Origin of the sequence: Mesorhizobium australafricanum, assembly GCF_033977265.1 — a bacterium.
Taxonomy (GTDB): domain Bacteria; phylum Pseudomonadota; class Alphaproteobacteria; order Rhizobiales; family Rhizobiaceae; genus Mesorhizobium; species Mesorhizobium australafricanum.
This window is the reverse complement of sequence record NZ_JAVIIT010000016.1, coordinates 1-25,373: the sequence shown is the minus strand read 5'-3', so window position 1 is coordinate 25,373 and position 25,373 is coordinate 1. Positions and strand designations below refer to the sequence as shown.

The following is a 25,373-nucleotide window of genomic DNA, read 5'->3' as shown; positions in this document are numbered from 1 at the left end:
CTTCCGGGATAAAGTTGTCAATCGGCGTCAGTTGTGGCTTGTCGTAAGGCGCTGAACGTGTGCATTGGGCGCTCTGGATACGGACATCGACCCGGCATTGAACGAAAACCGAAATTCAGGCAGCACCCTCGATACGCTCCGACGCTTGTGGCGGCAGGTACCGAAGCGCCGGCAAAGGCAGTTTTTCGGCCTCTTGGTTCTGATGGCGTTCGGCGCGCTTGCTGAAGCCGCCACGCTCGGCGCTTTGCTTCCATTTCTTGCTCGCATCGTCAATCCCGAAGCGATTGGCGATCAGTCGTTCCTTGCTCGCCAGCTCGCGGGCTTTAGGCTGCCCGGTTCTTCCGACAGCCTTCTTGATTTGACGGTTCTGTTTTCCGTGGTCGCGGTCACGGCCGGTGTCGTGCGTATATTCCTCACATGGGCTACGAATTCCTACGTCTTCTCGCTCGGGCATGAATTGGGCGTGGAGGTCTACGATCGTGTGCTCCATCAGCCTTACAGCTATCACGTTTCGCGCAATTCCAGTTCCGTGCTGGCCGCGCTCCGCCAGGTTCAGGCGATTACCGCGGGCGTAATGCTGCCGCTGTTGCAATCAATCAGCGGCATAATCATCGGCGTCTTCATCGTCGCTGCCCTTTTCGTCCTAAGCTCCTTCGTTACCTTCGTTATTTTTGCGGGCTTTGGGGCGGTCTATCTCATCATGTCGCTTGTCATCCGCAAGCACCTGAAGAGGAACGCGCAGATCATTGCCAGTGTGCAGGCTGAAGGCATCCGTTCTGTGCAGGAGGGGCTAGGCGGCATCCGCGACGTCATCATCAATGACACTCAATCTTACTTTCTGTCGCGATACACCGAACTCGACGGACATATGCAGCGCGCGAATGCAACGAACTCGCTCGCAGCGGGCGCTCCACGTTTCGCGATCGAAGCGGCTGGCATGGTGATTATCGCGGTGCTTGCCTATTTCCTGATCACCCGGACCAACAATGCCGGCCAAGTGCTTCCGATGCTTGGAACCTTCGTTCTTGGAGCGCAGCGCCTGCTCCCGTCCATGCAGCTCGTATACGGTAATTGGGCGCTCATACTGAGCAATCTTGCCGGTGCAGAAGTAGTGCTCAAGGCGCTCGAGGCGCCACTCGGCCCGGAATGGAACCAGCCTCCGGTCAAGCGGCTGCCGTTCGATCGGACGATCGTGCTCAACGATGTGTCGTTCCGCTACGCTTCCGATCAGCCGCCGATACTCGAGCGGTTCAACCTCACCATCCCGAGAGGAAGCAAGGTCGGGTTCGTCGGCAAGACGGGCAGTGGCAAGAGTACGACGGTCGATCTGATAATGGGTTTGCTCGAGCCGACCAGCGGAGCGATAGAGATAGACGGGCAAAGGCTGGATGGCACCACACGCCGGGCCTGGCAACAGCAGATCGCCCATGTGCCGCAAAGCATCTTCCTGGCCGACGCTTCGATTGCCGAGAATATTGCCTTCGGCATCCATCCCGCGAGTGTCGATCGGGATCGCGTCCGCAATGCCGCTAAACAGGCTGCCCTGGGGGACTTCATCGACAGTCTGCCACAAGGCTATGAGACGCGGGTCGGCGAACGCGGTGTGCGGCTCTCAGGTGGTCAGCGCCAGCGCATCGGCATCGCTCGGGCGTTGTACAAGCAGGCGTCGGTGCTCGTCTTCGACGAAGCCACGAGCGCACTCGACATGGAGACCGAGGCGGCGGTCATGGAGGCGATCCGGGAACTGCCTGCTGGCCTGACCGTGCTGATTATCGCGCATCGCCTCACCACGGTCGAAAATTGCGACGAGGTCGTAACTCTCGAGGACGGCCGGCCGCATGTCTGGACAAGAACCGGACAGGTCGCTCAAAGCGACTTGCACTAGGTCGGTCCACGCAGTGGGCAGCTGCGCTCACGGAAAAGGAACTCCGTGCAGGCTTCACCCGTGGACATCCTGACGAGCTCGAATCTCGTCTTCAGGTGATCAACGACCGCCTGATCGTCGGCAAATTCCATTGGCCAGCCGCCAAGCCAGTCGCGGACGTCGGTCATGTAGCTCATGCCGCGCCCCTTTTTCTTGTCGTAAATCTGCTTCAGAAGAAGCGGCCATCGTAGCGGATTGCGGCCGAGCCCGAAGCGCCAGATATACCAGTATTCCATCCATCGCCTTTTGCTGGCGCTGGCGGAATTGTAGCGACGCTTTACATCAAGCCAGAATTGCGCGGATGGCCTAACGACATTCGACGAATAGAGGGCAATGAAGAGGAGGCCGCCCGGCGCCACCCTGTCAGCTGCATTCTCGATGGCCTGCCACATGGCTCCGGTATGGTGGAGCACACCCCAGGAATAGACCAGGTTCCAGGTGCCCAGCTTCTCCAGATAGTCGAAATCGAGCACGTCACCGCGCTCAACGGTCCAATTCTGCGGGTCACCCGCCAATTGGCGCAATTTCCCCGTAGTCTTCACCGAGAGTGAATCAAAGTCGAAGGAATGTATCTTCCGTGCCCTTGCATCGAATGCGGCAAGCGAGTGCAATCCGCTGCCGCTGCCGATGTCCAGAAAATCCATCCCTTCGAGGCTTTCCTTTCCCAGAAACGACAAAAGTTTTCTGGCAGCCAACTCGCGGCGCTCATTCGAATAGTGCCTGTCGACGAACGAAGCCCAATTGGCTCCAAATTCATACCGGCTCGATGCCGAATTTTTTGCAAATGTCATTCTGAACGGCGCCCGGATTCGATTATTTCCATCATATGGGCAGTAACTTTATGAATATCATAGCGCTGTTCCGCAATCGCGCGGCTATTGCTGCCCATACCCACGGTCTCTTCGACGTTGTCGATCAGCCTAATCATCGCCTCCGCCAAAGGCGTTGTGGTACCGACTGGCACCAGCAGTCCGTTTACCGCGGGGACGATCGGGGCTCGGCAACCTGGCGCATCCGTTGTGATGATCGGGCGTCCCATCGCCATCGCCTCCAGAACCGAACGTGACGTACCCTCGCGATAGGAGGGAAGCACGAAGATGCGCGATTCGGCGATGACCGTACGAACGTCCTGGACAGCCCCGCGATATTGGATCGTGCCATCGGCGACGGCTGCCTCGACTTGCGAAACGGGAAATCCCGCCGGATTTGGATCTTTATCTCCGACCAGATCGAAACGAGCTTCCGGCCGAGCAGCCTTGACCAATTTCGCCGCCCCCAGATATTCAGCGAGGCCTTTGTCGCGTAGGAGGCGGGCGATCATAAGAAATCGCGGTTTCTCCGGCAGTGGCGCCACCTTGAAACGGTCCAGATCTACGCCCGATCCGTTGACAACATTGGCAGGTGTCCGCCCAAGCAATCCAAGTCGACGAAAGTCGGCGCGATCGTCCTCATTTTGAAATGTCGCCGTGGTGGCCCCACGCAGGCTGGCAGCGTAGAGAAGTCGCGCCACGAGGTTCACGATCCTCCAGCGCAGCGATTTATGGCGATCGGTAAATGCATAGCCGAGGCCGGTGATAAGCGCGTGTCGGCGCGATACCCCCGCCATCAGCGCCGCGGGTATGCCATAGACGATCGGCTTGATCGCGCAGGTCAACACCACCTGCGGTTTGAGTTCTCGCATCTTTCTGTAAATGCGAAATGCCAAAAGCGTGTCGCCGAAGGGGGCTATGGCGGCCCGCTCCATTGGCAATGGATGGAAACGGATGCCGTTTTCGGTCAGCCAACGAACGGTCGTTGCATCAACCGGCGCTGCGGCATGAACTTCATACCCGGCAGCTCGTAGCGCAAGTAGAAGATGTCCCCTGGTCGTTGCAAGGGAAGTTGGCTCGCTCACGATGACGACAATACGTTTCATGCGCCCGATTTTCCTGGACCGAGTGCTTTAGGCCATTCGTCACTTCTAGATTTGTGAGCCATGAAACCCAAAGCCTGCCCTATGTTTTCCACAACATCGATCCGCTTCGGCACACAAGACTATTTTTGAGTGGAGACTTTAGCCTTCGTAAGGGGGCATCGTTGAATTGACCCATTGCCTGCCATACAACGCCTCGACTCGTAAGTGACCTGGGGAAATCGCGGATGTCGGAACGCATCGCTGTCATCGGCCTGGGGTATGTCGGCCTGCCGGTGGCTGTCGCGTTTGGCAGAGCTTTCCCCGGAACGATTGCGTTTGATATCAGCGATCGCCGGATCAACGAGCTGCGCAATGGCCTCGATCGCACGGGCGAGGTCGACACGTCGGCTCTCGCGCAATCCTCGATCGTGCTAACGACCGACCGGGAGGCTCTGAGGGGCGCGACTTTCTTCATTGTGGCCGTGCCAACCCCCATCGACATCAACCGCGCGCCAGATCTTGCTCCTCTGAAGCTGGCATCCGAGCTTGTCGGGGAAGTGGTGAGCAAAGGTGCCGTCGTTGTCTTCGAATCGACCGTCTATCCAGGCGTCACCGAGGATTTCTGCGGCCCGATCATCGAGCAGGCTTCCGGCCTACGGCATCCCAGCGACTTTACCCTCGGCTATTCGCCCGAACGCGCCAATCCGGGCGACCGCGAACATTCGCTGCAGCGGATCGTCAAGGTCGTCTCGGGCGAAAACAATGAGACGCTGGAGCGTGTGGCTAGCGTCTATGGCCGCATCATCGATGCCGGCGTCCATCGGGCTCCATCGATCAAAGTTGCCGAGGCGGCGAAGGTCATCGAGAACACGCAGCGCGATCTGAACATCGCGCTGATGAACGAGCTGGCCATGATCTTCGAGCGGCTCGAAATCCGAACACAGGATGTCCTTGATGCCGCGTCGACGAAATGGAACTTTCTTCCCTTCAAGCCGGGCTTCGTGGGCGGTCATTGCATCAGCGTCGACCCATATTATCTGACAGCGAAGGCGGAGGCGGAAGGCTATCATCCGCAGATCATACTCGCCGGCCGCCGCATCAATGACGGTATGGGCGCGTTCGTCGCCCAGCAGATCGTCAAGCAGTTGATCCGCTCGGACCTGCCCGTGAAAGGAGCTTCCGTCGGCGTTCTCGGATTGACGTTCAAGGAAGACGTGCCAGATTTACGCAACAGTCGCGTTTTCGACATGGTCAGGGAACTGAGGCAGTTCGGAATTGCCCCAAAAGTCCATGATCCACTTGCCGATGCCGAAATCGCGAGACGCGATCATGGCGAAACAATCGTACCGCTCGAAGAGATGAACGATTTGCAGGCGCTTGTTCTGGCAGTACCGCACAAACACTATCTGCAAGGAGAAAGGTCAGATATTTTTCAGATGATCAGGCCAGGCGGGACGCTGTTCGACGTCAAGTCCGCAATCAAACCCAATGAAATTCCCGACACGATAAGGTATTGGAGCCTCTGAGGCTCGGCCTGAAATGAACGCCAGGGACACGTTTGTGATATCATCAAGCAGGCCCATACTGATTACCGGCGCAGCCGGCTTCATAGGCTTTCACCTCTGCCACAGGCTGCTTGCTGAAGGCCGCCAGGTTGTCGGCCTCGATTCCATGAACGAGTACTACGACGTCAGCCTGAAGCGGGCACGGCTCGAGCAATTAAGAAAATACTCGAACTTTCGTTTCGAGCATGTCGATCTCATCGATCGCGATTGCATCTCCGCGCTCTTTGCATCGGCCGCGCCGGAGATAGTTGTCAATCTCGCTGCGCAGGCAGGGGTTCGCTATTCGCTGACCAATCCGCACGCTTATGCGGAAAGCAATCTCAACGGCTTCCTCAACATCCTGGAAGGGTGCCGGCAGGCCTCGGTCGGCCACCTTCTCTATGCGTCGTCGAGCTCGATCTATGGTGGCAGCACGCGCATGCCATTTTCGGTGCATGATTCCGCCGACCATCCCCTCAGCCTCTATGCCGCCAGCAAGAAGGCAAACGAGCTGATGGCGCACACCTACAGCCATCTGTTCGCATTACCGACGACCGGCTTGCGTTTCTTCACCGTCTACGGCCCGTGGGGACGGCCCGACATGGCCCTGTTCATCTTCACCAAGGCCATCCTCGCCGGCCAGCCGATCGATGTTTTCAACCATGGCAACATGCAACGGGATTTCACCTACGTCGATGATATCGTTGAAGGCATCGTCCGCCTCATGCGGCGTCCCGCGGCAGCCGACCCCGACTGGACGAGCACCGCCCCGGATCCGGCGACAAGCAATGCGCCCTACCGAATCCATAATATCGGCGGCAATACCCCCGTTCAGTTGACCCGATTGATCGAAGTGCTGGAAGACGCACTCGGACGAAAAGCGAACCGCAATCTCATGCCGATTCAGCCAGGCGACGTTCCGGCGACTTTTGCCGATGTCAGTTCGCTCGAGGAGGCGACCGGTTTCAGGCCAAAGGTACCGATCGACATCGGGATCCCGCGTTTCGTGGAATGGTATCGGGATTTCTATCGGGTATGATCGACTGCTTCGGTGGGCAACAGGTGAACGGTCCATGAATGCGCGCTATGATTTCGGCCGTAACTGGTCTGAGCTCGCCGGGCGTTTCGAGGACGAGCACCTGAACCAGGCTTGCGAGGATCTTCGCCGCCTGGTGGGAGACCTGGAGGGCAAGACATTTCTCGACATCGGTTGCGGATCCGGCCTGCATTCGGCGGCCGCGCTTCGGCTTGGGGCGACCAGGGTTCAGGCCCTTGACTATGACGCCGGCTGTGTCGAAACGACCAGGGCCGTGCTATCCCGGTTCGCGCCGGATGCCAGATGGAGCGCGGAGCCAGCCGATATCCTCGACAGATCGTCGCTGCCGTCCGGGACATTCGACGTCGTCTATTCATGGGGCGTCCTGCACCACACCGGAGACATGTGGACAGCAATCCGCAACACGGCCGGTTTCGTTGGGCCCGGCGGGAAATTCGGCATTGCGATCTACCTCAAGACGCCGCTTTGCGGACTGTGGGAAGTCGAAAAGAGGCTCTACTCCTCTCATCGCTGGCTGCGGCCCCCGGTGAAAGCGCTCTTTGTCTCAGCCTACATTTCGGCAAGAACGCTGCGCCACCGGGACGCGATTTCCTTTGTGAAAAATTATCGCGCGCGCCGAGGCATGGAGTTCTTGGCGGATGTCGACGACTGGCTGGGCGGCTACCCCTATCAATCGACCTCGGCCGCAGAGTTGGAGATGTCCATCGAAGAGCTTGGGTTTCGGACCGCGAGACGCTTCAACGTTACCCCGGGAATTGGCCTTTTTGGCACAGGTTGTGGCGAATGGTGTTTCGAACGAAACGATCTATAACCCCTTTGGCTAATCTCTTTCTGATTTCTCGAAATGGCGAGGAAGAGCGGCGCCGGACCACCAGGGAGATGTGACGCCGGATGTGCGGAATTGTCGGCATTATGGGTGGAGCGGCCGCCACGAGCAGCGGCGCCTTGACCGTGCGCCGGATGGCAGACACGATCCGGCACCGCGGGCCGGACGGCGATGGCGTCTGGACTGATGCCGAGGCCGGCATCGCTCTCAGTCAACGCCGGTTGGCAATCATTGACCTGTCAGCAGCCGGCGCACAGCCGATGACCTCGCATAGTGGCCGCTACGTGATTGTCTTCAATGGGGAAATCTACAATCACGGCGAGATGCGGACGCTTCTCGACCGGGAATTTGGCGCCACCGCCTGGAATGGCTACTCCGATACCGAGGTTTTTCTGGCGGCCATCGAGGTGCTGGGAGTAAGGCGGGCGCTTCAATCGGCGGTCGGCATGTTCGCCTTCGGACTTTGGGATCGGCAACAGAGGACGCTCACTCTTGGGCGCGATCGCCTCGGGGAAAAGCCGCTTTATTACGGCCGTATCGGCAAGGCATTCGCTTTTGCCTCTGAACCCAAGGCCTTTCATCCCCTTCCGGGCTGGTGCGCCGAGATCGACCGCAATGCACTGGCGCTGCTGATGCGCCACAACTATATCCCCGCCCCCTACAGTATCTATCAGGGTATACGGAAACTAAGACCGGGTCACTTTCTGATCCTTTCCGATCCTATGCGCGAGCCGCGTGTCGAGAGCTACTGGAGCGCTAGCGAGATCGCCGAGCAAGGCAGGCGCGAGCCTTTCCAGGGAAATAAGGAAGAGGCCGTGGATGAACTCGAGCGGCATCTTCGCCGGTCGCTTGAAGGACAGATGATCGCGGACGTGCCGCTTGGCGCTTTCCTCTCGGGCGGCATCGATTCTTCCGCGATCGTCGCGGTCATGCAGTCGATCAGCTCACGCCCCGTGCGAACGTTCACGATCGGCTTCAGCGAGTCCGGCTTCAATGAGGCCCATCACGCTGAACAGGTGGCGCGCCATCTCGGCACCGATCATACCGAACTTTATCTGAGCGAGCGGGATGCCCTAGACGTCGTGCCGCAACTGCCCGGCATCTACTGCGAGCCCTTCTCGGACTCCTCGCAAATCCCGACCTTCCTGGTGTCCAAGTTGGCGCGAGGCAGTGTCACTGTGGCGTTGTCTGGGGATGGCGGAGACGAGCTGTTTTCCGGCTACACGCGCTACGCACTCGCCGATTCGTTCTGGAGCAAGCTTTCGCGTGTCCCGATCGGTTTGCGTCGTATGTCAGCCAGTCTGGCGAAGCTGCCTTCGCGCGACCTCTACGACAATGTCGCGGGCGGGATCATGCCGTTTTTGCCGCAACGCCTGCGCCGCGAGCGTGTGGGCGATAAGATCCACAAAGCAGCGTCGGTCCTTTCACTACGAACAGTGAATGACGTCTACCGTCGGCTTTGCACACACTGGGAGCCGACAGAGGTCATTCCGGGCGCTGTGGAGCCTCCGACGATGCTGACGGGACTTGAACCACTGCCGATCCTATCGGGTAATGTGGAGCGGATGATGTATATCGACATGATGAGCTATCTGCCAGACGACATCCTGGTGAAGGTCGACCGCGCGGCGATGGCAGTCAGCCTTGAGACCCGCGTGCCGCTACTCGATCACCGCCTCGTAGGCTTCGCGCTTTCGCTACCGCTTTCCATTCTGCGCGCCGCAGGGCAGACAAAGTGGCCGCTCAGGCAACTGCTCTACAGGCATGTTCCTCGAGCGCTTGTCGAACGTCCAAAGATGGGTTTCGGGGTGCCAATCGATAGCTGGCTGCGCGGTGCGCTGCGTGACTGGGCGGAGGCGCTGCTCGACGAGCGGCGACTGCGGGATGATGGGTTCTTTCAACCCATGGCGATCCGGCGCGCGTGGTCCGAACACCTCTCCGGGCAACGCAACAATCAGTATCTCCTTTGGGACGTACTGATGTTCCAGTCCTGGCGCGAAGTGACCGAGGGCTCTTCAGCGGCAGTCGCGGCTTGAATAGGCGAAACAGTCCCACCTCCCCATCAGATACCAAAGCGGGCTGCTATACCGGCTCGGGCGGAGGACGCGAGGACGGCGAATGGATGAAGGGATCTATGTTCATCCCAGCAGCAAAGGCATTGGACCCGCTGACATCGCTACGGCGCCACCTCACGGCCGAACGAGTAAACCGGTATTTCTCCTTCGCCTGCTTCTTTTCGCCACCGGTACTTGGGTCGGTGGTCAGCTTCGTATTTCATGGTGGCGCGCTCTGGTCGCTGGCGCTGCTGGCGGCCGGGCGTCGGCGCCTGAACATCGACCGGCCGATGCTTGGCATGACCATCGCTATTTGTGCCTATTGCGCGGCACAGATCGTGGCATCGATCGTTAATGGCACATTGCGAGCTGACGTTACGCATTTCCTGCCGCTGGTCACCTTGCTGTTGTTCCCGATCTCCTATTCAACCTGGAGCATAACTGATAAGGCGGACCTGGCTCGCCTGGCCGTACTCGCAAGCGCGGCGGCATGCGTTGGAGCACTCGTGCTCGCCGTTGTCCAATATCACTGGATCGGGATGCTGCGGGCCGAAGGCGGCGCCGGAAATCCGATCGTGTTTGCAACGGTCACTTGTCTCGCCGTGATGATGTGTCTTGCAGGCGCACTGTCGGGAGTAGAAAGAGCCTGGAGGCCCCTCACCGCCGCGGCGCTCGCAGGCGTAATTGCGACAGTCTATTCCGGCTCACGCATGGTCTGGCTGGCGTTGCTGATCGCCGCTGTCGCTGTCGTTGCGATCAATCGCAAGAGGTTGACCCGGCCGGATACGAGGCGTGTGTTGGTAATAGCTGGCGTTTCCGGTCTGCTAACGGCAGCAATCACCTTTCCAATTGTCGCGGATCGCACGCATGTCCTGTTCGATAACTGGAACTCCCTCACAAATAAGGGCGATCATTCCACCCCGTTAGGCTTGCGGGTCGGGCTCTGGGAAGTCGGACTCGATGCATTCCGCCATTCGCCACTCTTCGGGCACGGCATGTCCGCCAGTCGGACGATCTCAACGCAGGGGTTCAAGGAGCGTTTCGGGATTCAGGGGCTCAGTCACTTTCACAATGGCTTTCTGACAGCGTCGGTGCAGGCTGGACTTGTGGGCGCGCTTGCGTTGGCAGCGATTTTCGTTGTCGCGATACGGAACGCGATAACGGTTCTCCGCTTCAGCGCCGATCCGACAGAGCGGTTCGGGGCAACGATGATTGTCCTTACTGTCACAACATATCTTGTTGGCGGTCTAGCCGGCATGCTCGTCGGCCACGACATTCTCGATTCGACGCTGATGATTTTTTTGATTTCGGGGACTTACCTGGCTTGCGGACGAACGATTTCACCGGTCCGCTAAACGAAGGCGCGCCTACGAAGGTAGCTGACGCAAAGCTGTCGATGGCCGGAAGAAGTTTGTCGGTGCGGCCGCCGACGCGGGTTCAAGCCATCAGAGTAGCAGGCCCTCCTTCGAAATCTTCGCAGCCGTGCAGGTTGGCGCAAGGTACGTCTCAACCGCTGATATTTGAACCTGTAGGGCACGGCCGCTCTTTTGCCTCCTAGAGCGGGATGAGATTAGTGATGGTCATAGCCTGAGTTTTGGAAGTAGTGTGAGCACTCTGTCGGTGTGACGCGGTTGAGTGTTTGTGCGATAGCGTCGCAAACGGCTTCGACGGTGCGTCTTGCTGCCTTTCTGAGCCAGTGCTTAAGCTTTGAGAAGAGCTGAGATCGAAGTGGACTGATAAAGCTCACGCACGGCGCCTATGGCGAGGAGGAGCAACGGCATTTCGGCATTCTCACCGGCTGATTGTCCGAAAGCGTACATAAGCTTGATGGCCGCTGAAAATAGAGCGTAAATCACGTTGGTTTGGGTTCAGGGAGGAGCTCAATGACCAACGCTTTTCACAGCGTCACGGTGGAAAAGGCGACCGAAGCCTATGTTCTTTCCAGGGCTCGAGCCCGGTTCCTTTCCATCGCACAGGCAATCCGCGCCATCCGAACACTTATGCCTGCCTGCAGAACCAGCGACAATGAGTTAGAGGGTATGTTGGCGGCGGCCTGCATCGTTCACGGAATTCCCGTGGTCTTCGACGCAACGATGGCCAAGGGCGAGGAAATGCGGCTCCATTCGTAGGGTCTGGAGATGCTCACGGTCACGCAGACAGCCATGTCGTCAGACGTTCGGCAGGCGATTGTCCGCTACCTGCTCGATAAGGTCACAATCCCTGCATTTCAATCGCCGAGGCTGTTCATGTCATGAGAGAGATGTTTCCGCTTTGCGAGTTGACGGATTGGCAACTTGGCGATCTCATTGCACGAGCCGCCATCGACGCGGGGTTTGCAGTTGATTTCGACGCCGAGGTTCCCTGAATGAAGACAATGGTCGGCGAATATCTGGATCACCGATTGCAGGTGGGAATTCGTCCCTATCAAAGGTCGGACGCCTGGCCAGACACCAGCCGTCAATCCGAAAAGGTCGGTGTTCTCCGGACTACATCATCTGCCTGGAGGACGGGAAGAGGTTCAAGTCGTTGAAGCGCCATCTCAACGTGCGCTACGGCCTGACGCCAATGGTATCGCGAGAAATGGGGCTTGGCGCGCGACTACCCCATGGTGGCGCCGAACTATGCTGCTCGGCGATCGGCGCTCGCGAAATCCAGCGCGTTGGGAAGAAAGCCGGGGGCTAAGCCGGTCAAGAAGGCGCCTGTGGAGCGAGCGATCAGCTAGCCACGGAATTGCGGAGCATTACCCGCCAGCGTCAGTACTGTTGAGACTGCACATCCGGATCAACCAGCCTCCGTCAGCCTGACGCTCCAAGATACTCAGTGAGGTGCCGTTGCCGGTTGCCTCTCCTTCCGAGTAGGCAGCCAGTGTCCAGGCAAGATTTCCGGAGCTGCCTGCTTCGATCACTTGAAGGGTCTTGTTGGGCCCGGCATGTTGAACCCAAATGCCGTGCAACGCCTCTATTGCAGCTCGGCCGCGTGCAGGCGGCCCATAAGGTGAATGAACTTCTGCGTCGTCGGTGAAGATAGCAGCGCAGCCGGCAGCATCCCCCAATCGATACGCCGCTACATACAAGTCCCAAATTTCCTGGAGATCATCGAAGATGGGCATTGTTTCCTCCTTTGCCTCTCGATCTTATTTTAGCGACAGCTCATGATTGCGACCAGGTCCATCAGGAGCCCGTCATTCATCTCGCCAGATCACCCGCCTCTCCCAACGAATTTCGACCAGGCGTCGGCGCTCATCCATTCGCGGCTGCCGCAGTTCTGGCAGCGAGCCTTGTCCCTCACCTCGTCGATCGTGACGTTGCCGATGACCTCCCGCAACTCGAGCGGCTTGTAGTAGCGCGTGACGTTGCAGCGCGCGCTGCGGATGGCCGCCACCTGCCCGGCGTCATGGGCATGCGTCAGGGTCCAGGCGGCGCCTCTCGGCCACTTCTACTTGACTCTTTGTTCCTATTTTGTTCACTGTTAGCCCGACAACCTGAGGAAGGACCGTTGAATGTCGACCCACGTCCTTCCAGAGCAGAAAAAGCCGAAGTTCATTGTTGTGGTCGCCTTTGACCGCGGCGACGACGGAGAGATCTTTCCGGTGTACGGTCCGACTGATCAGCAAAGCGAAGAGCGGGCCATCCGGACGGCAAAGGCACTGGCTGGCAAGCACGTAGGCGTCATCGCTTGGAGCCGAGATGCCGATCCGGCGCTGGGAGACTACGGCCCGCCAAACACCCTGTTTTTGAGCGGCGACTTACCTGACCTGGAATGAGCGATGAAATCAGACTGCCCAAGCCGGAATACGCCACGCCGCCTGATGTGCAGCATCATGTTTGCGAGCATGACGGCTGCAGCAAAGATGCCGGTTGGGGCTTCGCCAAGCCGAAGCAAGCGCCGCACTGGTTCTGCTTCGCGCACCGCGGCGACGGTGAGCAATTCCTTTGAGGAGCGAGGCCACACGAACTTGAAAGCACTGCCGACCACATCGCTGATGCCTCCCGCGCCGATCTGCAGGTGCTGCTTCGACGAGCCGCGTTGCTACTCCGAAACGTCGGCGGGATCAGCCTTGGCGCGCGTACCGACGACGCCCTGACCAGCCTGGCGGCCGAGATGGGCGAAGCCAAGCCCGATCTGGTGGAAACCATTGTCGGCGACTGGCTTGTCGCCAACGCCTATTTGCTGGTGCCTCCTATGGTGGACGATGAGAGCGAAGTGGAAGGCAGTGCATGATCTCCGCCCCGAAGCACGATCGCGAGTACGTTGACCGAGACGTAGACTGTCAGGAGGCAATGGAACCAGGATTTCAGGCGATCGTCGACTGCATGTTGGAAGCAGGATGGTCGCGTGGCGAGGTCAAGCGCTCGCTCCGTCGGCTGATTGCGGCCGACAATGCAGCCCAAAGGGAAAACGCTAGGGTCGAAGCCGAACTTGCGATAGCGCGGGCAATGATCCGCGCAGGAAAGGCACCCTGAATCGTTTGATCGGGTGCAACTATCAACGGCGCCGCAACCGGACGTGATCTTGCTGGTGACAACTCAGCAGACCGGTGAGATGGCGCTTGCCCGGCACAATAACCCCGCTGCCGAGGTCGGGGCAGCGCGCGGCCGGCGAGGTAGCCCGGGTTCCGCGATCACACCATGTCTGATTCAGGATATTTTAGCTAAGCTGCATATGCGGCGGACCGCGGTTCGCCAGGCCCGCGCACGCTTCAGGCAATCTCCCAACGAGAGGCGCCGGCCACCTTAGCCCGCTGCGGCTGGTGGTGGCACACCGGCGGCGGGCTATCGACCTAAAGGTCGGCTCGATAGGGAAATGAGTTCCTCCTCATCTGTGATGCCAGCCATGAAGTTGGCGATGATGCGCGAGGCCAGAGCGTCGCGTTGCTCGGCGGTTTGGCCGTCGAATTTCAACCGGTCGAACACGCTCGCGAGGAGATCAAGCTCCGCCGGCTCGAAAATTCCTGCATCCTTTTGCTCTCTGGCGGATCGGCATGGGGCTGTCTCCTCGCTATTCCTCGCGAAAGTCCTGCAACGATGCGTGGCGCAGATCCTCCTCGCCGCGAAGGTGCCTCACACGGCCGATCAGGCCCGGCTTAACCCATTGCGTCGCCGACCGCTTGATGCCCTTTGGCGCGGCCCCTACGTGCTCCTGGACGCGCTGCCAGAGCCGTTCGCGCATTTCCCGGTTCAAGGTGATGAAAGCCGATCCGATATAGCAGGTTTGCCGGGCTCGCGCTCGACGCCGAGCAGTTCGTATTCATCGATCGTGTAGCACTTGGCCTTCAGCCAGGCGGCCGAATTGCCGCTGCGATAGACGCTGTCCTTGCGCTTCGACACCATGCCTTCCAGTCCCGCCTGGTCGATCAGATGGAAGATCGATTTCGCGTCGCCCGGCAACGCCTGGCTGAATTGGATGTGCCGATCTGTCGGTATCAGCGCATCGAGGATGTCGCGCCGGTCCACCAGCGGCATGTCGCGCAGATCGTGGCCATTAAGATGCAGCAGATCGAAGGCCACAAAATAGAGGTCGTGCTAACGCCTGGTTATGACCTTTCGCAACTCGCCGAAGTCGGAGTGTCCGGCCTCATCCAACACGACGATTTCCCCGTCGACAATGGCGCTGTCAGCATTGAGTGCGCCCGCCGCTTTCACGAGGTCGCGGTATTTCGATGTCCAGTCGAGTCCTCGGCGCGTGAAGATGCGCGCGCCTTCTTCGTCGCGGACGATCTGAGAGCGGTAACCATCGAATTTCACCTCGTGCAGCCAGCCGTCGCCCTCCGGCGGCTTGTCGACGAGGGTAGGCATCAGGGGAGAGATAAACGACGGTCGGCCCCCGCCGGCGGGCTTACGCATCGGAACTCCACGCAACTTCGAATTTGATTCAATATCGCATGGCCGTAAGCGTTCCGTTAGCACTTGCTGAAAAAGCAAGTTGGAACATTCACGCAAGACGTCGGTTTCCCGCTTTCAGGAGGAACAGCTATGACAGACGACAAGACCAAGCGAGATTTCAGAGACCGCGACCGCGTATCCGCAGACGAGGATTATGAAGTGCGATATTTCGCGAAGCAGCACCGGATCACGCCCGAGCAGGTTCGGGAGTTAATCGACTCCCACGGCAACGATCGCAAGACGTTGGAGCGTGAAGCGAGAAAGCTGAGAGGGTGACAAAGCTCTCTGCTTTGGGACCACCGATCATCGGCAGATTGCAGGTTCGAGCGGTCGTCACCGAGCAGGATCACTTCCACATCTGTCTTGCCTGCGGGCAGGCCATCGATCGGCGCGATCTTCGGCAAGTGATCTGGCACGAGCAACCGAGTCATAAGCCGCTAGAGATGGATAGCTGATTCCGGATTTCGTTCGGGCACGCGGAACAAATTTCGCGCATCGAAGTTTAGCGAGTGGGGGTTACGGGGGATTCCGCAATGTTGCTTGCTCTGGATGATGCGCTCTCGACGGCTGTTTTGGCCGGCAGAGGCGCAGACGCGGAAATCTTCGGCGTGGTCGATCTCACTAACAAAATCGAAACTCGCATCGCACTTATCAGCTTGGGCCACGCCATCCAGATTGTCGCCAACGCGTCGGTGCTTGGTTACGACGTTCGCGGTGCGATGGTCTTATACGGGGAACCAGGAACGCCAAGTTTGAGGATATGGGCCTGCGAACATCTGTGGGCGCAATATGGTGGCGCTCTGCTCGAGCCATAGTGGACTTCGATCCTATTTAAGAGCATCTTCCCGAGTGGGGGGAAAGGGCTTGGATAGGTCTCGTCACGACAATCGATCTGACCAGTGGCGGAAGCGCAGCGGCGCTAGGCGTTCGCGCGCCCTGCGTTGGGCGAGCGTGCCGCGACGACTGATCTCTGTGACCGTAGTTGCGGCCGGCGCGCTGGCCGCGCTGACCGCCATGCAGCACAGCGACAGCTTGCACGAGATCAGTCTGCAGACCTTGACCGGGCCAAAACCGGAGCCGATCGCTGGCGTCGCGTCGGTCATCGACGGCGACACAATCGAGATCCATGGGCAACGGGTTCGCTTCAATGGCATCGATGCGCCGGAGGGCAAGCAGTATTGCGACGACGCCAAGGGCTTCGAATATCCGTGCGGCCGACGATCGGCTGAAGCCCTGGATAGCTTCCTGGCTGCTTCTAGGCCGGTGCAGTGCACGTTCGTGACCTGGGACCGCTATCACCGCTACGTCGGTGACTGCCGACGCGCCGACGGCGCCAGCGTGGCGGCGTGGATGGTCGAAAAAGGCCAGGCGCTCGATTGGCCGCGCTACAGTCATGGCGCGTATGCAGAGCAGCAGGCAAAAGCGGAAGCGGCGAAGGTCGGCTTGTGGGTCGGCAACTTCCAAGCTCCTTGGGATTGGCGCTCCTCGCACGGCGACGGCGCGGCACCGCCGAGCCAGCCGCTCGGCATCATGAGCCGCAAGCTGGTCGCACAGAGCGGCGGCCTTTCATGCGAGCCCCGGCGGTACTGCTCGCAAATCAGCTCGTGCGATGCAGCCCAATGGTATCTGCACAACTGCACGTGGGGCCGCAAACTGGACAGGGACGGTGACGGGGTAGCCTGCGAGACGCTTTGCTAGGGAGGGGTTCATGGATGATAAGTTCTACAACCGCGTCGGCGGCGATCGAATTCATGAGCTATGACGGTGCTACCGTTCGAGCAGCTCAATTCAGTGGAATGCCCAGGTAGTTCCCTTTTTGTTCTGTTCACTGCTGCGAGCATCGGCTAAACTACGGCCTCAAAGGAAACCGATTCTTCCGAGGCGAATTTCGATGACCGTTCAACCTGTCAGCAAGACTCTGCACGGCCACAAGATTTTCAGCGAGCCGACGATCACCTGCCCCAGTTGCAAGACCGACATCAAGCTCAATGAGTCGCTCGCAGGGCCTCTGATCGCTGCAACGTGCGAGGAGTACGAGCAGCGCATCGCTCAGACAAATGCAGCGATTGCCCTCAAGGATGAAGAACTCGAGCGTCAGCGCCAGGAAGTCGCAGCGGCGAAAGAAGGCGTCGAGAGCCTCGTTGCCGAGAAGCTCAGGATCGAGCGGGGTCACATTGCGGCCGACGAGGCTCGCAAGGCCAAACTTTTGCTCTCGGCCGATTTGGAGGAGCGCGACCGCAAGGTGGCCGAGTTGGAGGAGACGCTCAAGGCACGCGATGACAAGCTCGAACAGGCGCAGAAGGCGCAAGCGGAATTCCTCACGAAGCAGCGTGAGCTAGAGGACGAGCGGAGAGAAATAGCTCTCACAATCGAGCGAAAGGTCCAGGAAGGACTAGACGCTGTTCGTGCAAAGGCCAGGTCTGACGCGGAAGACGGTCTCAAAATGAAGATTGTCGAGAAGGAGGAACAAATCGCCGGTATGCAGCGCCAGATCGAGGATCTGAAGCGCCGCGCTGAACAGGGCTCCCAGCAGTTGCAAGGTGAAGCTCTGGAGTTGGAGTTGGAGGGACTGATCAGCGCTCGGTTCCCGGTTGATGTAATCGAGCCGGTGGGCAAGGGCGAGTTCGGTGGCGACGTCATTCAGCGGGTGGTCGGTCCGGCCGGTCAGCCATGCGGGGCCATACTTTGGGAGTCAAAGCGCACCAAGAATTGGAGTCAGGGCTGGCTCGCCAAGCTGAGGACCGATCAGCGAGCGGCGAAGGCGGACATCGCCTTACTGATTTCTGAAGCCCTGCCCCAGGGAATTGGGACATTTGACCTGGTCGAAGGCGTTTACGTCGCCCATCCCAAATGCGCCATTCCCATCGCTGTTATGCTGCGGCAGTCGCTAATCGAATTGTCCAACTCACGATTAGCCCAAGTCGGGCAGGCTTCAAAGGTGGAGTTGGTCTACGGGTATTTAACTGGGCCGCGCTTTCGGCAGCGCATAGAGGCCATTGTCGAAAAATTTTCCGACATGCAGGACGATCTCGCACGTGAGCGCAAGGCCACCATCCGGCTGTGGGCCAAGCGGGAAGCACAAATTCAAGGAGTGATTGAGTCTACAGTCGGCATGTATGGCGACCTCCAGGGCATCGCTGGAAAGGTGATGCAAGAGATCGAAAGCCTCGAAGTGCTGGCTGTTGCAGGCCCCCTCCCCGAAGTCGATTAGTAGGTCTCATCGGAACGGCCGGAAAGAGGCCGCAAGCGGACTGTTTCGGAGGAATAATTGTAACAGTGCACGTTCAGCTCCGCCTGTTGACCATGCGGTCGGGCGATATAACCCTGATCTGAGTCACATCAGTTGGCGAACGGTAGAACCGCGACGGACGGGCAAGTTAAAGCAGTCACTATGATCTGCCATCGCGCTTGACCTCCTGGCGGCGCTTTGGCGCGATACGCGCTTCCGACCGTTTCGCTTCTTCGTCGATCCATCGTCCGGACTGACAGATAAGGGTTGGTCTCTCGATGTGCCTTTTCTAAAGTTTGAGGAGGGGTACCAAGACTCGATTAAGGCTGCTCCTATACCCTGCACCAGTCGGAAGTTAGGCCGACCGAGATTCCACTTTGCAATTTGCCATTCATCAGCGCTTCCGCACCTTGATGACCTGGACCAGTCTTCCGGCATTGATTGCGCTTGTCGTGCTGTTGATCGCGGGAATTTTTGCTGACCATCAAAACAGCATTGTTGCCGAACAGGCATTGCGCGTTGACGTTGCGAAGGAGATGAACCTCGTCCGCGCCAATCTCGAGGGCAATGTCAATGGAGACCTTCAACTGGCGCGTGGTCTGATCGCGACGATCGTTACCGAACCAAATATGAGCCAAGCCCGCTTTGCCAAGCTGGCAGTGAGCCTGTTTCGCGAGAAGACACAGGTCAGAAACATTGCCGCTGCCCCCGGCCTGGTCATCTCTTTGATGTATCCAATGGAAGGCAATGAAAAGGCCGTTGGACTGGACTTTCGCAAGGACGAAGATACGCGTGAAGCGGTACTTCGGGCACGCGATACCAAACAACTGGTGTTGGCCGGACCCGTGGAACTCAAGCAAGGAGGTCAGGCGTTTATCGGTCGATTCCCTGTATTCCTTGACCGTGACCGCCCAACTGAGACGTTCTGGGGTATAGTGGCTGCCGTAATCGACATTCAGAAGCTGTACGAGGACAGCGGTCTTTTAGACAAGAAGCTGTCGATCGAGATCGCTCTGACGGGCAAGGACGCTCTGGGCCGAAGCGGCGAGCGATTTTACGGTCCCGCACACGTGGCAGAAGACAATCCGGTCACGGCCGAGGTGCGATTGCCGACAGGATCGTGGCAGATTTCCGCCGTTCCCAAGGGTGGCTGGAACGCCACGCCCCGGAACGCTTGGATTTTGCGATTAACAATGCTCATCGGCGGCGCTCTGGTCGTGGTTCCGATTGTCATTGCGGGGCGGCTTTTCGAGCAACGGCATAAGCATTACGCCGATCTGCGCCGCAGCGAACGACGGCTTGCACAGCTTTCAGAGAGGCTGGAGCTTGCGCTTGATGCCTCACAAATTGGCGTCTGGGAACAGGATCTCGACTCGGACATCATATACTGGGATGACCGTCTGAACGAAATCTACGGAAAGCCGGCAGATGGCGGACCGAGAACCTTCGAAGAGTGGTCAAGATCGATCCATCCCGACGATTCTGAGCAGGCCAAGCGGGATTTCGCGCAGGGGATCGCGACCGGCATATACTCTTCGGAATATCGCGTAATGCTTCCTAACGGAACTATTCGACATCTTCGCGCGCGTGCCAAGAGTTACAAGGACGGTACCGACCACAAGATGGTCGGAGCGGAATGGGACGTGACGGCGGACGTGGCCCTGAGGCGGGAGTTGGAACGGGCAAAGAACCTCGCCGAAACGAGGAATGCTGAGCTAGAGGCGGCGACGGCGCGCAATGAGCACACAGCGCTTCACGATTCGCTGACTGGCCTTCCAAATCGCCGCCACCTCGACATCGTGCTCGATGGTCACGCCGCCACGGGGTCAACGGCTAACAGCGGCGCCGCGCTTCTTCATCTTGATCTCGATCGCTTCAAACAGATCAATGACACACTTGGTCATACCGTCGGCGACGCCGTCTTGATCCATACCGCGAAGGTGCTGACCTCGACTATCGGGTCGGCAGATTTCGTTGCCCGGGTCGGAGGCGATGAGTTTGTCATAGTCTGCTGGCGCGACATCTCGATAGAACAACTCAAGCAGTTGGCCGACCGGATAATCCGGAGATTGCGGCAGCCGGTTCCCTATAAGGACCACCAGTGCCGTAGTGGGGTCAGCATCGGGATCGCAGTCGGTAAGGGCGGTCCTATCGACGGACCACGCCTGATGGTCAACGCGGACATAGCCCTCTATCGGGCCAAGGGCCGAGGACGCAATCGGTATGAGTTCTTCACCGAAGATCTTCAGTCTGAGATCGTTCGGACCAAACGGCTGGCCGATGAGATCCTCGGAGGGTTGGAACGCAACGAATTTGTTCCGCACTACCAGCTGCAGTTCGACGCGAAAACGCTAAAGGTTGCCGGCGTTGAGGCGCTGGCGCGCTGGAACCATCCGATCGACGGCCTTCAACCGCCAGGTCGGTTCATGAAAATTGCGGAAGAGTTGAATGTCGTTTCCACTATTGACCGGATAGTTCTCAAACAAACTCTCCACGACTTTGATCAGTGGAAAAGAGCTCGGCTGTCGGTTCCGCGCGTCTCGGTGAACGTCTCTGCAAGACGGCTACAGGACGACGAGTTGATCAGCAGCCTGACTTCACTTTCAATAAAACCAGGCACCGTTTCCTTCGAGCTACTAGAATCAATCTTCCTTGACGATAACGATGAGCTAATGGTTTGGAACGTCAACCAGATCAAGGAACTCGGGATCGACATCGAAATTGACGATTTTGGCACCGGCCACGCCTCGATTGTCAGCTTGCTCAAACTTCAACCGCGACGGCTGAAAATTGCACGCCAGCTAATTAGTCCAATCTCCGAATCGGCCCAGCGGCGCGAGGTCGTAGAATCGATTGTGCAGATTGGCAGGTCCTTGGGGGTGGAAGTTATCGCCGAAGGTGTCGAGACAATGCAGCAGGCCAAGATCCTCAAGGATTTGGGCTGCGACATCTTGCAAGGCTATGCGCTCAGCCGACCGATGAGCGCATACAAGATCATTGAGTTCTTAAGCAGCCGTCGAATGCGCGCTGCGTCCTGAGATCGACGCACGCCGCTACGAGTATCACGGCTCCGGCCTTAGCCCTGCAAGGTGCAGGTCTAACCCTGAGGGTGGGGCACGATCCGCTTATCGAGAGTGTGCCCTTGCTCGGTGACGATGGCCCGTTTCTTTGGCAAGCCGGCTGGACTGGTGGCCGAAGCTGTATCACGTGATGAACCGCCATTTTGTGTGCTTCCTCCGCAACTCAGATCTCAACCGGCCGTCGGTGCGGCTGGCCTGCGTGGACGTTCCTAACGGGAGCCAGAAGGCCCGAGGGTGGTATCGTCGGTGTCGAGCGATTTTCTGAGCCGTGGTGCAGCGAACTCGAGGAAGCGCCGCATTTTCAAGGGCAGGATGCTCTGCGCCATATGCACGAGATGGACGGGCAACGGTTCGGCCTCGTAGTCCTGCAGGATAATGCGCAACTTCCCCTGCCGAACCGCCCTGGCAACCTGGTAGGACAGGACGTTGGTGACGCCGATACCGGCCACGGCCGCATCGATTGCGGTTTCGGCAGTGTTGACCCACAGGCGGCACAGGGGCCGCACCATCTGCGCTGGTTCGCCTGCCTTAGGCGCGAAGACCCATGACTGGCCCGACGCCATGGCTGAAAAAGTCACGCACATGTGGTCCGCCAGGTCGGCAGGGGTTTGCGGAATCCCGTGTGCGGCGAAGTATTCAGGGCTGCCGCAGACGATGCGGCGGATCGACCCAACGCGCGTCGCGATCATCGTACTGTCTGGAAGCTCCCCGATGCGGACCGCCATATCGATATGGTCGTCGACTAGATTCACTTTTCGGTCCGACAGGGTCATGCGGATGTTGATCTCGGCGAAGTGGGCGAGGAAATCGGTGACCACTGGGCGAACGTGGAGCCGCCCAAAGACTAGCGGCGCCGTGATGGTCAGTTCGCCGCGCGGGGTGCTGTACTCGCCGGCAGCCTGGGCTTCGGCTTCGTCTAGCTGCTCCAGAATGCGTTTGCAGGCGGCCACATACAATACACCCGGCTCGGTGAGAACGAGCTTTCGGGTCGATCGGACGATGAGCTGCGTCTTAAGGTGCGCCTCGAGCTCTGCGACTTTGCGGCTCACCGTCGGCAAGGGCATGCCAATTTTACGGCCGGCGCCCGAGAAACTCCCCTCCTCCACGGTGGCCAGCAGGATGTTCATGGCTTCCAGACGATCGATTGCCATTACTCCCTGTTGGTCTCATCCTTCGAGAGGACGCCTTCCGAAAATAGCGGATTATTCCACAGGTCAATACAACCTAGTTCCCTGAATAAACCGCCTACCGGGACACCAACGGAAGAAAAACAATGCCCAGAATAGCCATTCCTGCCCGCGACGATGCCCCAGCCGAGTCTCAACCCATTCTCGACATCGTCAGCAAGACGCTCGGCTTCCTGCCGAACCACTATCGTCTCATGTCCATTAGCCCGAACGCCCTCGGCGGTTGGGCGGGCCTGACGGGGCCGACGTCGAAGACCCTCGACCTGAAAACGCGGGAGGCGATGGCGCTCGCGGTCTCGGCGGCCAACGGCTGCGACTACTGCCTGGCCGCGCACGGCTACGTCTCGACGAAATTGGCAAAGATCCCCTCAGAGGAGATCGCGCTGAATCGGCAAGGCCAGTCGAGCGACCCGAAGCGGCAAGCTGCAGTGGCCTTTGCGAAAGCCCTCATCGAGACGCGCGGTAAGGTTTCCGATGCCCAGTTCGCGTCGGTCAAGGACGCTGGATGGACTGACGCCAATATCGTCGAAATGATAGCGCTGACAGCCCAATTCGTGCTGACCAACTTCATGAACAACGCAATCAAGACCCCGATCGACTTTCCCGAAGTCGCGCCTGCAAAGGTCGCGGCCTGGTAGCACGCGGCGGCTGCGCGGTCGCCCAGGATGCGGCCGCCGGAGTTGGAGAACTAGAGGCTCTGTGGCGTTCTGAAGGCGACGTTAGAGCTGGCCGAATCACGGCGTTTTCCGCCCTGGTGACGGCGCGCGTCCACGAGCGGCCAACTACCAAGACAGCGCAGGCGGCCAGTCGGCCGCCGCGCGGCAGAACCATGGGCAATACCCGTACACCCAACCGGAAAGGAGACCTACCATGCAGATCCGTTTCGTCACGAAACCCGTGCACGCCTACCTGATCGACTACCCCGTCGCGATTGTCCTAATTGCGGCACCTTTTATTCTCAAACTCGGCCAAAGCGGCCCGGCCGCAATATGGCTGTCGGTTGTCGCGGGCGTAGCGGCCCTCGTGCTTGCCGCACTGACAGACCACCCGGCCGGCGTGGTCAAACTTATCCCCTACCCGTTACACCTCTGGATCGACCGCCTTGTGGGCCTCGTATTCCTAGTCGCACCGTTTGCATTTGGCTTCACTGGGCTCGACGCCTGGTATTATTGGGTGTTCGGCGTAGCGGTCTTCGTGGTGACCTCCGTACTCAACGCGCCCGAGGAACTGCTGGCCTCAACCGGCCTCTGAGACCCGCATGGTATTTCGCATGCAGCAGGCTAACAGAGCGATGGGATGCTATGAGGCCTGATACTTGCTGCTGCCACCGCTCAGGCGGACGACGGCGTCTATTAGAGGTTGCGCCGATTTCGTACTGAGTGATGAGCCAGTGGGACTATTCCGTGACTGAGGAGTAATTATCATGAAAGCAATCGTAGTGACCGACCAGGCTGCCGGAACCGCGGGGATGAAGCTGGCGGAGCGGCCCGAGCCGCAGGCAGCGATAAACGACGTCGTCGTTCAGGTTCATGCGTCGGGATTCGTCCCGACCGAACTGGAATGGCCCTCAACCTGGGCCGATCGCCGCGGCCATGACCGAACACCGTCGATCCTTGGGCACGAGTTGGCCGGCGTGGTCATCGCTCTCGGCTACGGTACAACGGGACTGTCGGTAGGGCAGAGAGTGTTCGGCCTCCCCGACTGGCATCGCGACGGCACGCTCGCGGAGTACATAGCCATGGAGGCCCGTAACCTGGCGCCGCTGCCGGGCGACGTCGACTTCACTGTCGGCGCGAGCCTGCCAATCTCGGGCCTGACCGCGTGGCAGGGACTTTTCCAGCACGGCCGCCTTCAGGCGGGCCAGAGCGTCCTTGTGCACGGCGCGGCCGGCGCAGTCGGTTCGATGGTGACCCAACTCGCGCGAGAGGCTGGCGCTTATGTCATAGGCACCGGTCGCGCCGCCGACCGTAAGAAGGCACTCGACTTCGGCGCAAGTGAATTCGTCGATCTCGAGAACGACGCCTTGGAAGACGTCGGCGGTGTCGATCTGGTGTTCGATGTCATCGGCGGCGACATCCAGAAGCGGTCCGCAGCCCTGATCCGAGCCGGCGGTACGCTGGTGACCGTCGTCGGACCAACCAAGGTGCGTTCCGCGGATGGCCTGACGATCGACTTCGTTGTCGAGTCCGATCGCGCTCAACTGGGTGAGATCGTCCAGCGGGTGCGGGACGGACGACTGCGGACAAACATCGGCACCGTCGCGACCCTCGACGATGCCGTCGCCGCCTTCAACCCGACCAAGCGACGCGCGGGGAAAACGGTCATCCGCGTTCGTCCATGAGAACTCGGGGCAGAGCGAGCAGTTCTGCCCTCCTTGTGGATTAGCGCCGGCCAGTTCAGCCGCCCCGAGGATCGCATTCTTGAGTAGCGAAGTCGTCTTGTTTGGCGTGCCCTTTGCGTGCCCGCCAGTTTTCTTTCTGTTCTGCTCTAGGCTGTAGTGACAATTTAACGGCTTGGGATTCCCATCGCGAGGCAAATCAGATTCAAGGCTGACTTTTGGAGGTCGGCGTTGGAAGGTGAAGTTCTACGCGACGATCAGTGGGAGCAGATCCAGCCGTTTGTGCCGGGTGGGCGCAAGGGCAAGCGCGGCCCGCGTAGCGATGGCCGGCGCTTCTTCGATGCGCTTTTGTGGATCG

23 protein-coding genes and 3 pseudogenes are annotated in these 25,373 nt (G+C 59.1%); 20 read left to right on the top strand and 6 right to left on the bottom strand.

The annotated features are described in order from the left end of the window. Positions 1–64 precede the first annotated feature (64 nt). A complete protein-coding gene (locus RFM98_RS24990) occupies positions 65–1,885 on the top strand; it encodes an ABC transporter ATP-binding protein (protein ID WP_320311292.1) in 1,821 nt (606 codons plus the stop codon). On the opposite strand, the gene RFM98_RS24985 is transcribed toward RFM98_RS24990, so the two are convergent. Continuing rightward, the gene (locus RFM98_RS24985; protein WP_320311291.1) at positions 1,882–2,715 is read right to left on the bottom strand and encodes a class I SAM-dependent methyltransferase; all 834 of its coding nucleotides are present in this window, start codon (positions 2,713–2,715) and stop codon (positions 1,882–1,884) included. The genes RFM98_RS24990 and RFM98_RS24985 overlap by 4 nt on opposite strands. After that, entirely contained in the window at positions 2,712–3,839 is a 1,128-nt protein-coding gene (locus tag RFM98_RS24980) for a glycosyltransferase family 4 protein (RefSeq protein ID WP_320311290.1), read from the bottom strand. Before RFM98_RS24980 ends, RFM98_RS24985 begins: the two co-directional genes overlap by 4 nt. Positions 3,840–4,063: 224 nt before the next feature. On the opposite strand from RFM98_RS24980, the gene RFM98_RS24975 reads away from it, so the two are divergent. The 7 genes and pseudogenes from RFM98_RS24975 to RFM98_RS24945 all read left to right on the top strand — a co-directional run. Continuing rightward, a complete protein-coding gene (locus RFM98_RS24975) occupies positions 4,064–5,344 on the top strand; it encodes a nucleotide sugar dehydrogenase (RefSeq protein ID WP_320311289.1) in 1,281 nt (426 codons plus the stop codon). Between the two features lie 13 nt (positions 5,345–5,357). Further along, complete coding sequence (locus tag RFM98_RS24970; protein WP_320311288.1) at positions 5,358–6,401, top strand: NAD-dependent epimerase; 1,044 nt, start codon at positions 5,358–5,360, stop codon at positions 6,399–6,401. Between the two features lie 34 nt (positions 6,402–6,435). After that, a complete protein-coding gene (locus tag RFM98_RS24965) occupies positions 6,436–7,230 on the top strand; it encodes a class I SAM-dependent methyltransferase (RefSeq protein ID WP_320311287.1) in 795 nt (264 codons plus the stop codon). 80 nt (positions 7,231–7,310) lie between these two features. Next, positions 7,311–9,281 carry an asparagine synthase (glutamine-hydrolyzing) gene (gene asnB / locus RFM98_RS24960; protein ID WP_320311286.1) on the top strand — a complete coding sequence of 657 codons (1,971 nt, stop codon included), beginning with the start codon at positions 7,311–7,313 and terminating at the stop codon, positions 9,279–9,281. A gap of 98 nt (positions 9,282–9,379) precedes the next feature. After that, positions 9,380–10,654, top strand: coding sequence for an O-antigen ligase family protein (locus RFM98_RS24955; protein ID WP_320311285.1), 1,275 nt, complete (start codon positions 9,380–9,382; stop codon positions 10,652–10,654). A gap of 528 nt (positions 10,655–11,182) precedes the next feature. After that, positions 11,183–11,428: a hypothetical protein gene (locus RFM98_RS24950; protein ID WP_320311284.1), complete on the top strand. Its 246-nt coding sequence runs from the start codon at positions 11,183–11,185 to the stop codon at positions 11,426–11,428. A 315-nt stretch (positions 11,429–11,743) separates the two neighbouring features. Next, positions 11,744–12,021, top strand: a pseudogene (locus tag RFM98_RS24945) (Ros/MucR family transcriptional regulator); the annotation flags it as partial. A gap of 18 nt (positions 12,022–12,039) precedes the next feature. Here RFM98_RS24945 and RFM98_RS24940 read toward each other — a convergent pair. Both RFM98_RS24940 and RFM98_RS24935 read right to left on the bottom strand, forming a co-directional pair. Further along, positions 12,040–12,408, bottom strand: a complete 369-nt coding sequence (locus RFM98_RS24940) for a YybH family protein (RefSeq protein WP_320311283.1) — start codon at positions 12,406–12,408, stop codon at positions 12,040–12,042. A gap of 89 nt (positions 12,409–12,497) precedes the next feature. Beyond that, positions 12,498–12,680 carry a hypothetical protein gene (locus RFM98_RS24935; protein ID WP_320311282.1) on the bottom strand — a complete coding sequence of 61 codons (183 nt, stop codon included), beginning with the start codon at positions 12,678–12,680 and terminating at the stop codon, positions 12,498–12,500. A gap of 118 nt (positions 12,681–12,798) precedes the next feature. Here RFM98_RS24935 and RFM98_RS24930 point away from each other — a divergent pair, with 118 nt between their 5' ends. The 3 genes from RFM98_RS24930 (at position 12,799) to RFM98_RS24920 (ending at position 13,520) form a co-directional block, all read left to right on the top strand. Continuing rightward, the gene (locus RFM98_RS24930; protein ID WP_320311281.1) at positions 12,799–13,062 is read left to right on the top strand and encodes a hypothetical protein; all 264 of its coding nucleotides are present in this window, start codon (positions 12,799–12,801) and stop codon (positions 13,060–13,062) included. Next, positions 13,059–13,235 (top strand): hypothetical protein, encoded by a 177-nt coding sequence (locus RFM98_RS24925; protein ID WP_320311280.1) that lies wholly within the window; start codon positions 13,059–13,061, stop codon positions 13,233–13,235. The genes RFM98_RS24930 and RFM98_RS24925 overlap by 4 nt, the downstream gene beginning before the upstream one ends. Positions 13,236–13,304: 69 nt before the next feature. Then, complete coding sequence (locus RFM98_RS24920) at positions 13,305–13,520, top strand: hypothetical protein (RefSeq protein ID WP_320311279.1); 216 nt, start codon at positions 13,305–13,307, stop codon at positions 13,518–13,520. A 777-nt stretch (positions 13,521–14,297) separates the two neighbouring features. Here RFM98_RS24920 and RFM98_RS24915 read toward each other — a convergent pair. Beyond that, a pseudogene (locus tag RFM98_RS24915) lies at positions 14,298–15,142 on the bottom strand (ATP-dependent DNA ligase). A gap of 129 nt (positions 15,143–15,271) precedes the next feature. Between RFM98_RS24915 and RFM98_RS24910 the strand changes: the two are divergent. The 5 genes from RFM98_RS24910 (at position 15,272) to RFM98_RS24890 (ending at position 21,448) form a co-directional block, all read left to right on the top strand. Further along, positions 15,272–15,457: a DUF3606 domain-containing protein gene (locus RFM98_RS24910; RefSeq protein ID WP_320311278.1), complete on the top strand. Its 186-nt coding sequence runs from the start codon at positions 15,272–15,274 to the stop codon at positions 15,455–15,457. Positions 15,458–15,714: 257 nt separating this feature from the next. After that, complete coding sequence (locus tag RFM98_RS24905; protein ID WP_320311277.1) at positions 15,715–15,996, top strand: hypothetical protein; 282 nt, start codon at positions 15,715–15,717, stop codon at positions 15,994–15,996. 157 nt (positions 15,997–16,153) lie between these two features. Continuing rightward, on the top strand, positions 16,154–16,879 hold the full coding sequence (locus tag RFM98_RS24900) for a thermonuclease family protein (RefSeq protein WP_320311276.1): 726 nt from the start codon (positions 16,154–16,156) through the stop codon (positions 16,877–16,879). Positions 16,880–17,072: 193 nt separating this feature from the next. Further along, the gene (locus tag RFM98_RS24895) at positions 17,073–18,392 is read left to right on the top strand and encodes a DUF2130 domain-containing protein (RefSeq protein WP_320311275.1); all 1,320 of its coding nucleotides are present in this window, start codon (positions 17,073–17,075) and stop codon (positions 18,390–18,392) included. Positions 18,393–18,823: 431 nt separating this feature from the next. Then, positions 18,824–21,448 (top strand): bifunctional diguanylate cyclase/phosphodiesterase, encoded by a 2,625-nt coding sequence (locus RFM98_RS24890; protein ID WP_320311369.1) that lies wholly within the window; start codon positions 18,824–18,826, stop codon positions 21,446–21,448. Positions 21,449–21,699: 251 nt separating this feature from the next. Here the strand turns inward: RFM98_RS24890 and RFM98_RS24885 are convergent, their stop codons facing one another. Continuing rightward, positions 21,700–22,635 (bottom strand): LysR family transcriptional regulator, encoded by a 936-nt coding sequence (locus RFM98_RS24885; RefSeq protein ID WP_320311368.1) that lies wholly within the window; start codon positions 22,633–22,635, stop codon positions 21,700–21,702. Between the two features lie 128 nt (positions 22,636–22,763). Between RFM98_RS24885 and RFM98_RS24880 the strand changes: the two genes are divergently transcribed. The 4 genes and pseudogenes from RFM98_RS24880 to RFM98_RS24865 all read left to right on the top strand — a co-directional run. Then, the gene (locus RFM98_RS24880) at positions 22,764–23,315 is read left to right on the top strand and encodes a carboxymuconolactone decarboxylase family protein (protein WP_320311274.1); all 552 of its coding nucleotides are present in this window, start codon (positions 22,764–22,766) and stop codon (positions 23,313–23,315) included. 232 nt (positions 23,316–23,547) lie between these two features. Then, the gene (locus tag RFM98_RS24875) at positions 23,548–23,928 is read left to right on the top strand and encodes an SPW repeat domain-containing protein (protein WP_320311273.1); all 381 of its coding nucleotides are present in this window, start codon (positions 23,548–23,550) and stop codon (positions 23,926–23,928) included. 172 nt (positions 23,929–24,100) lie between these two features. Continuing rightward, complete coding sequence (locus tag RFM98_RS24870; protein WP_320311272.1) at positions 24,101–25,018, top strand: NADP-dependent oxidoreductase; 918 nt, start codon at positions 24,101–24,103, stop codon at positions 25,016–25,018. 228 nt (positions 25,019–25,246) lie between these two features. After that, positions 25,247–25,373 (top strand): annotated as a pseudogene (locus RFM98_RS24865) (IS5 family transposase); the annotation flags it as partial.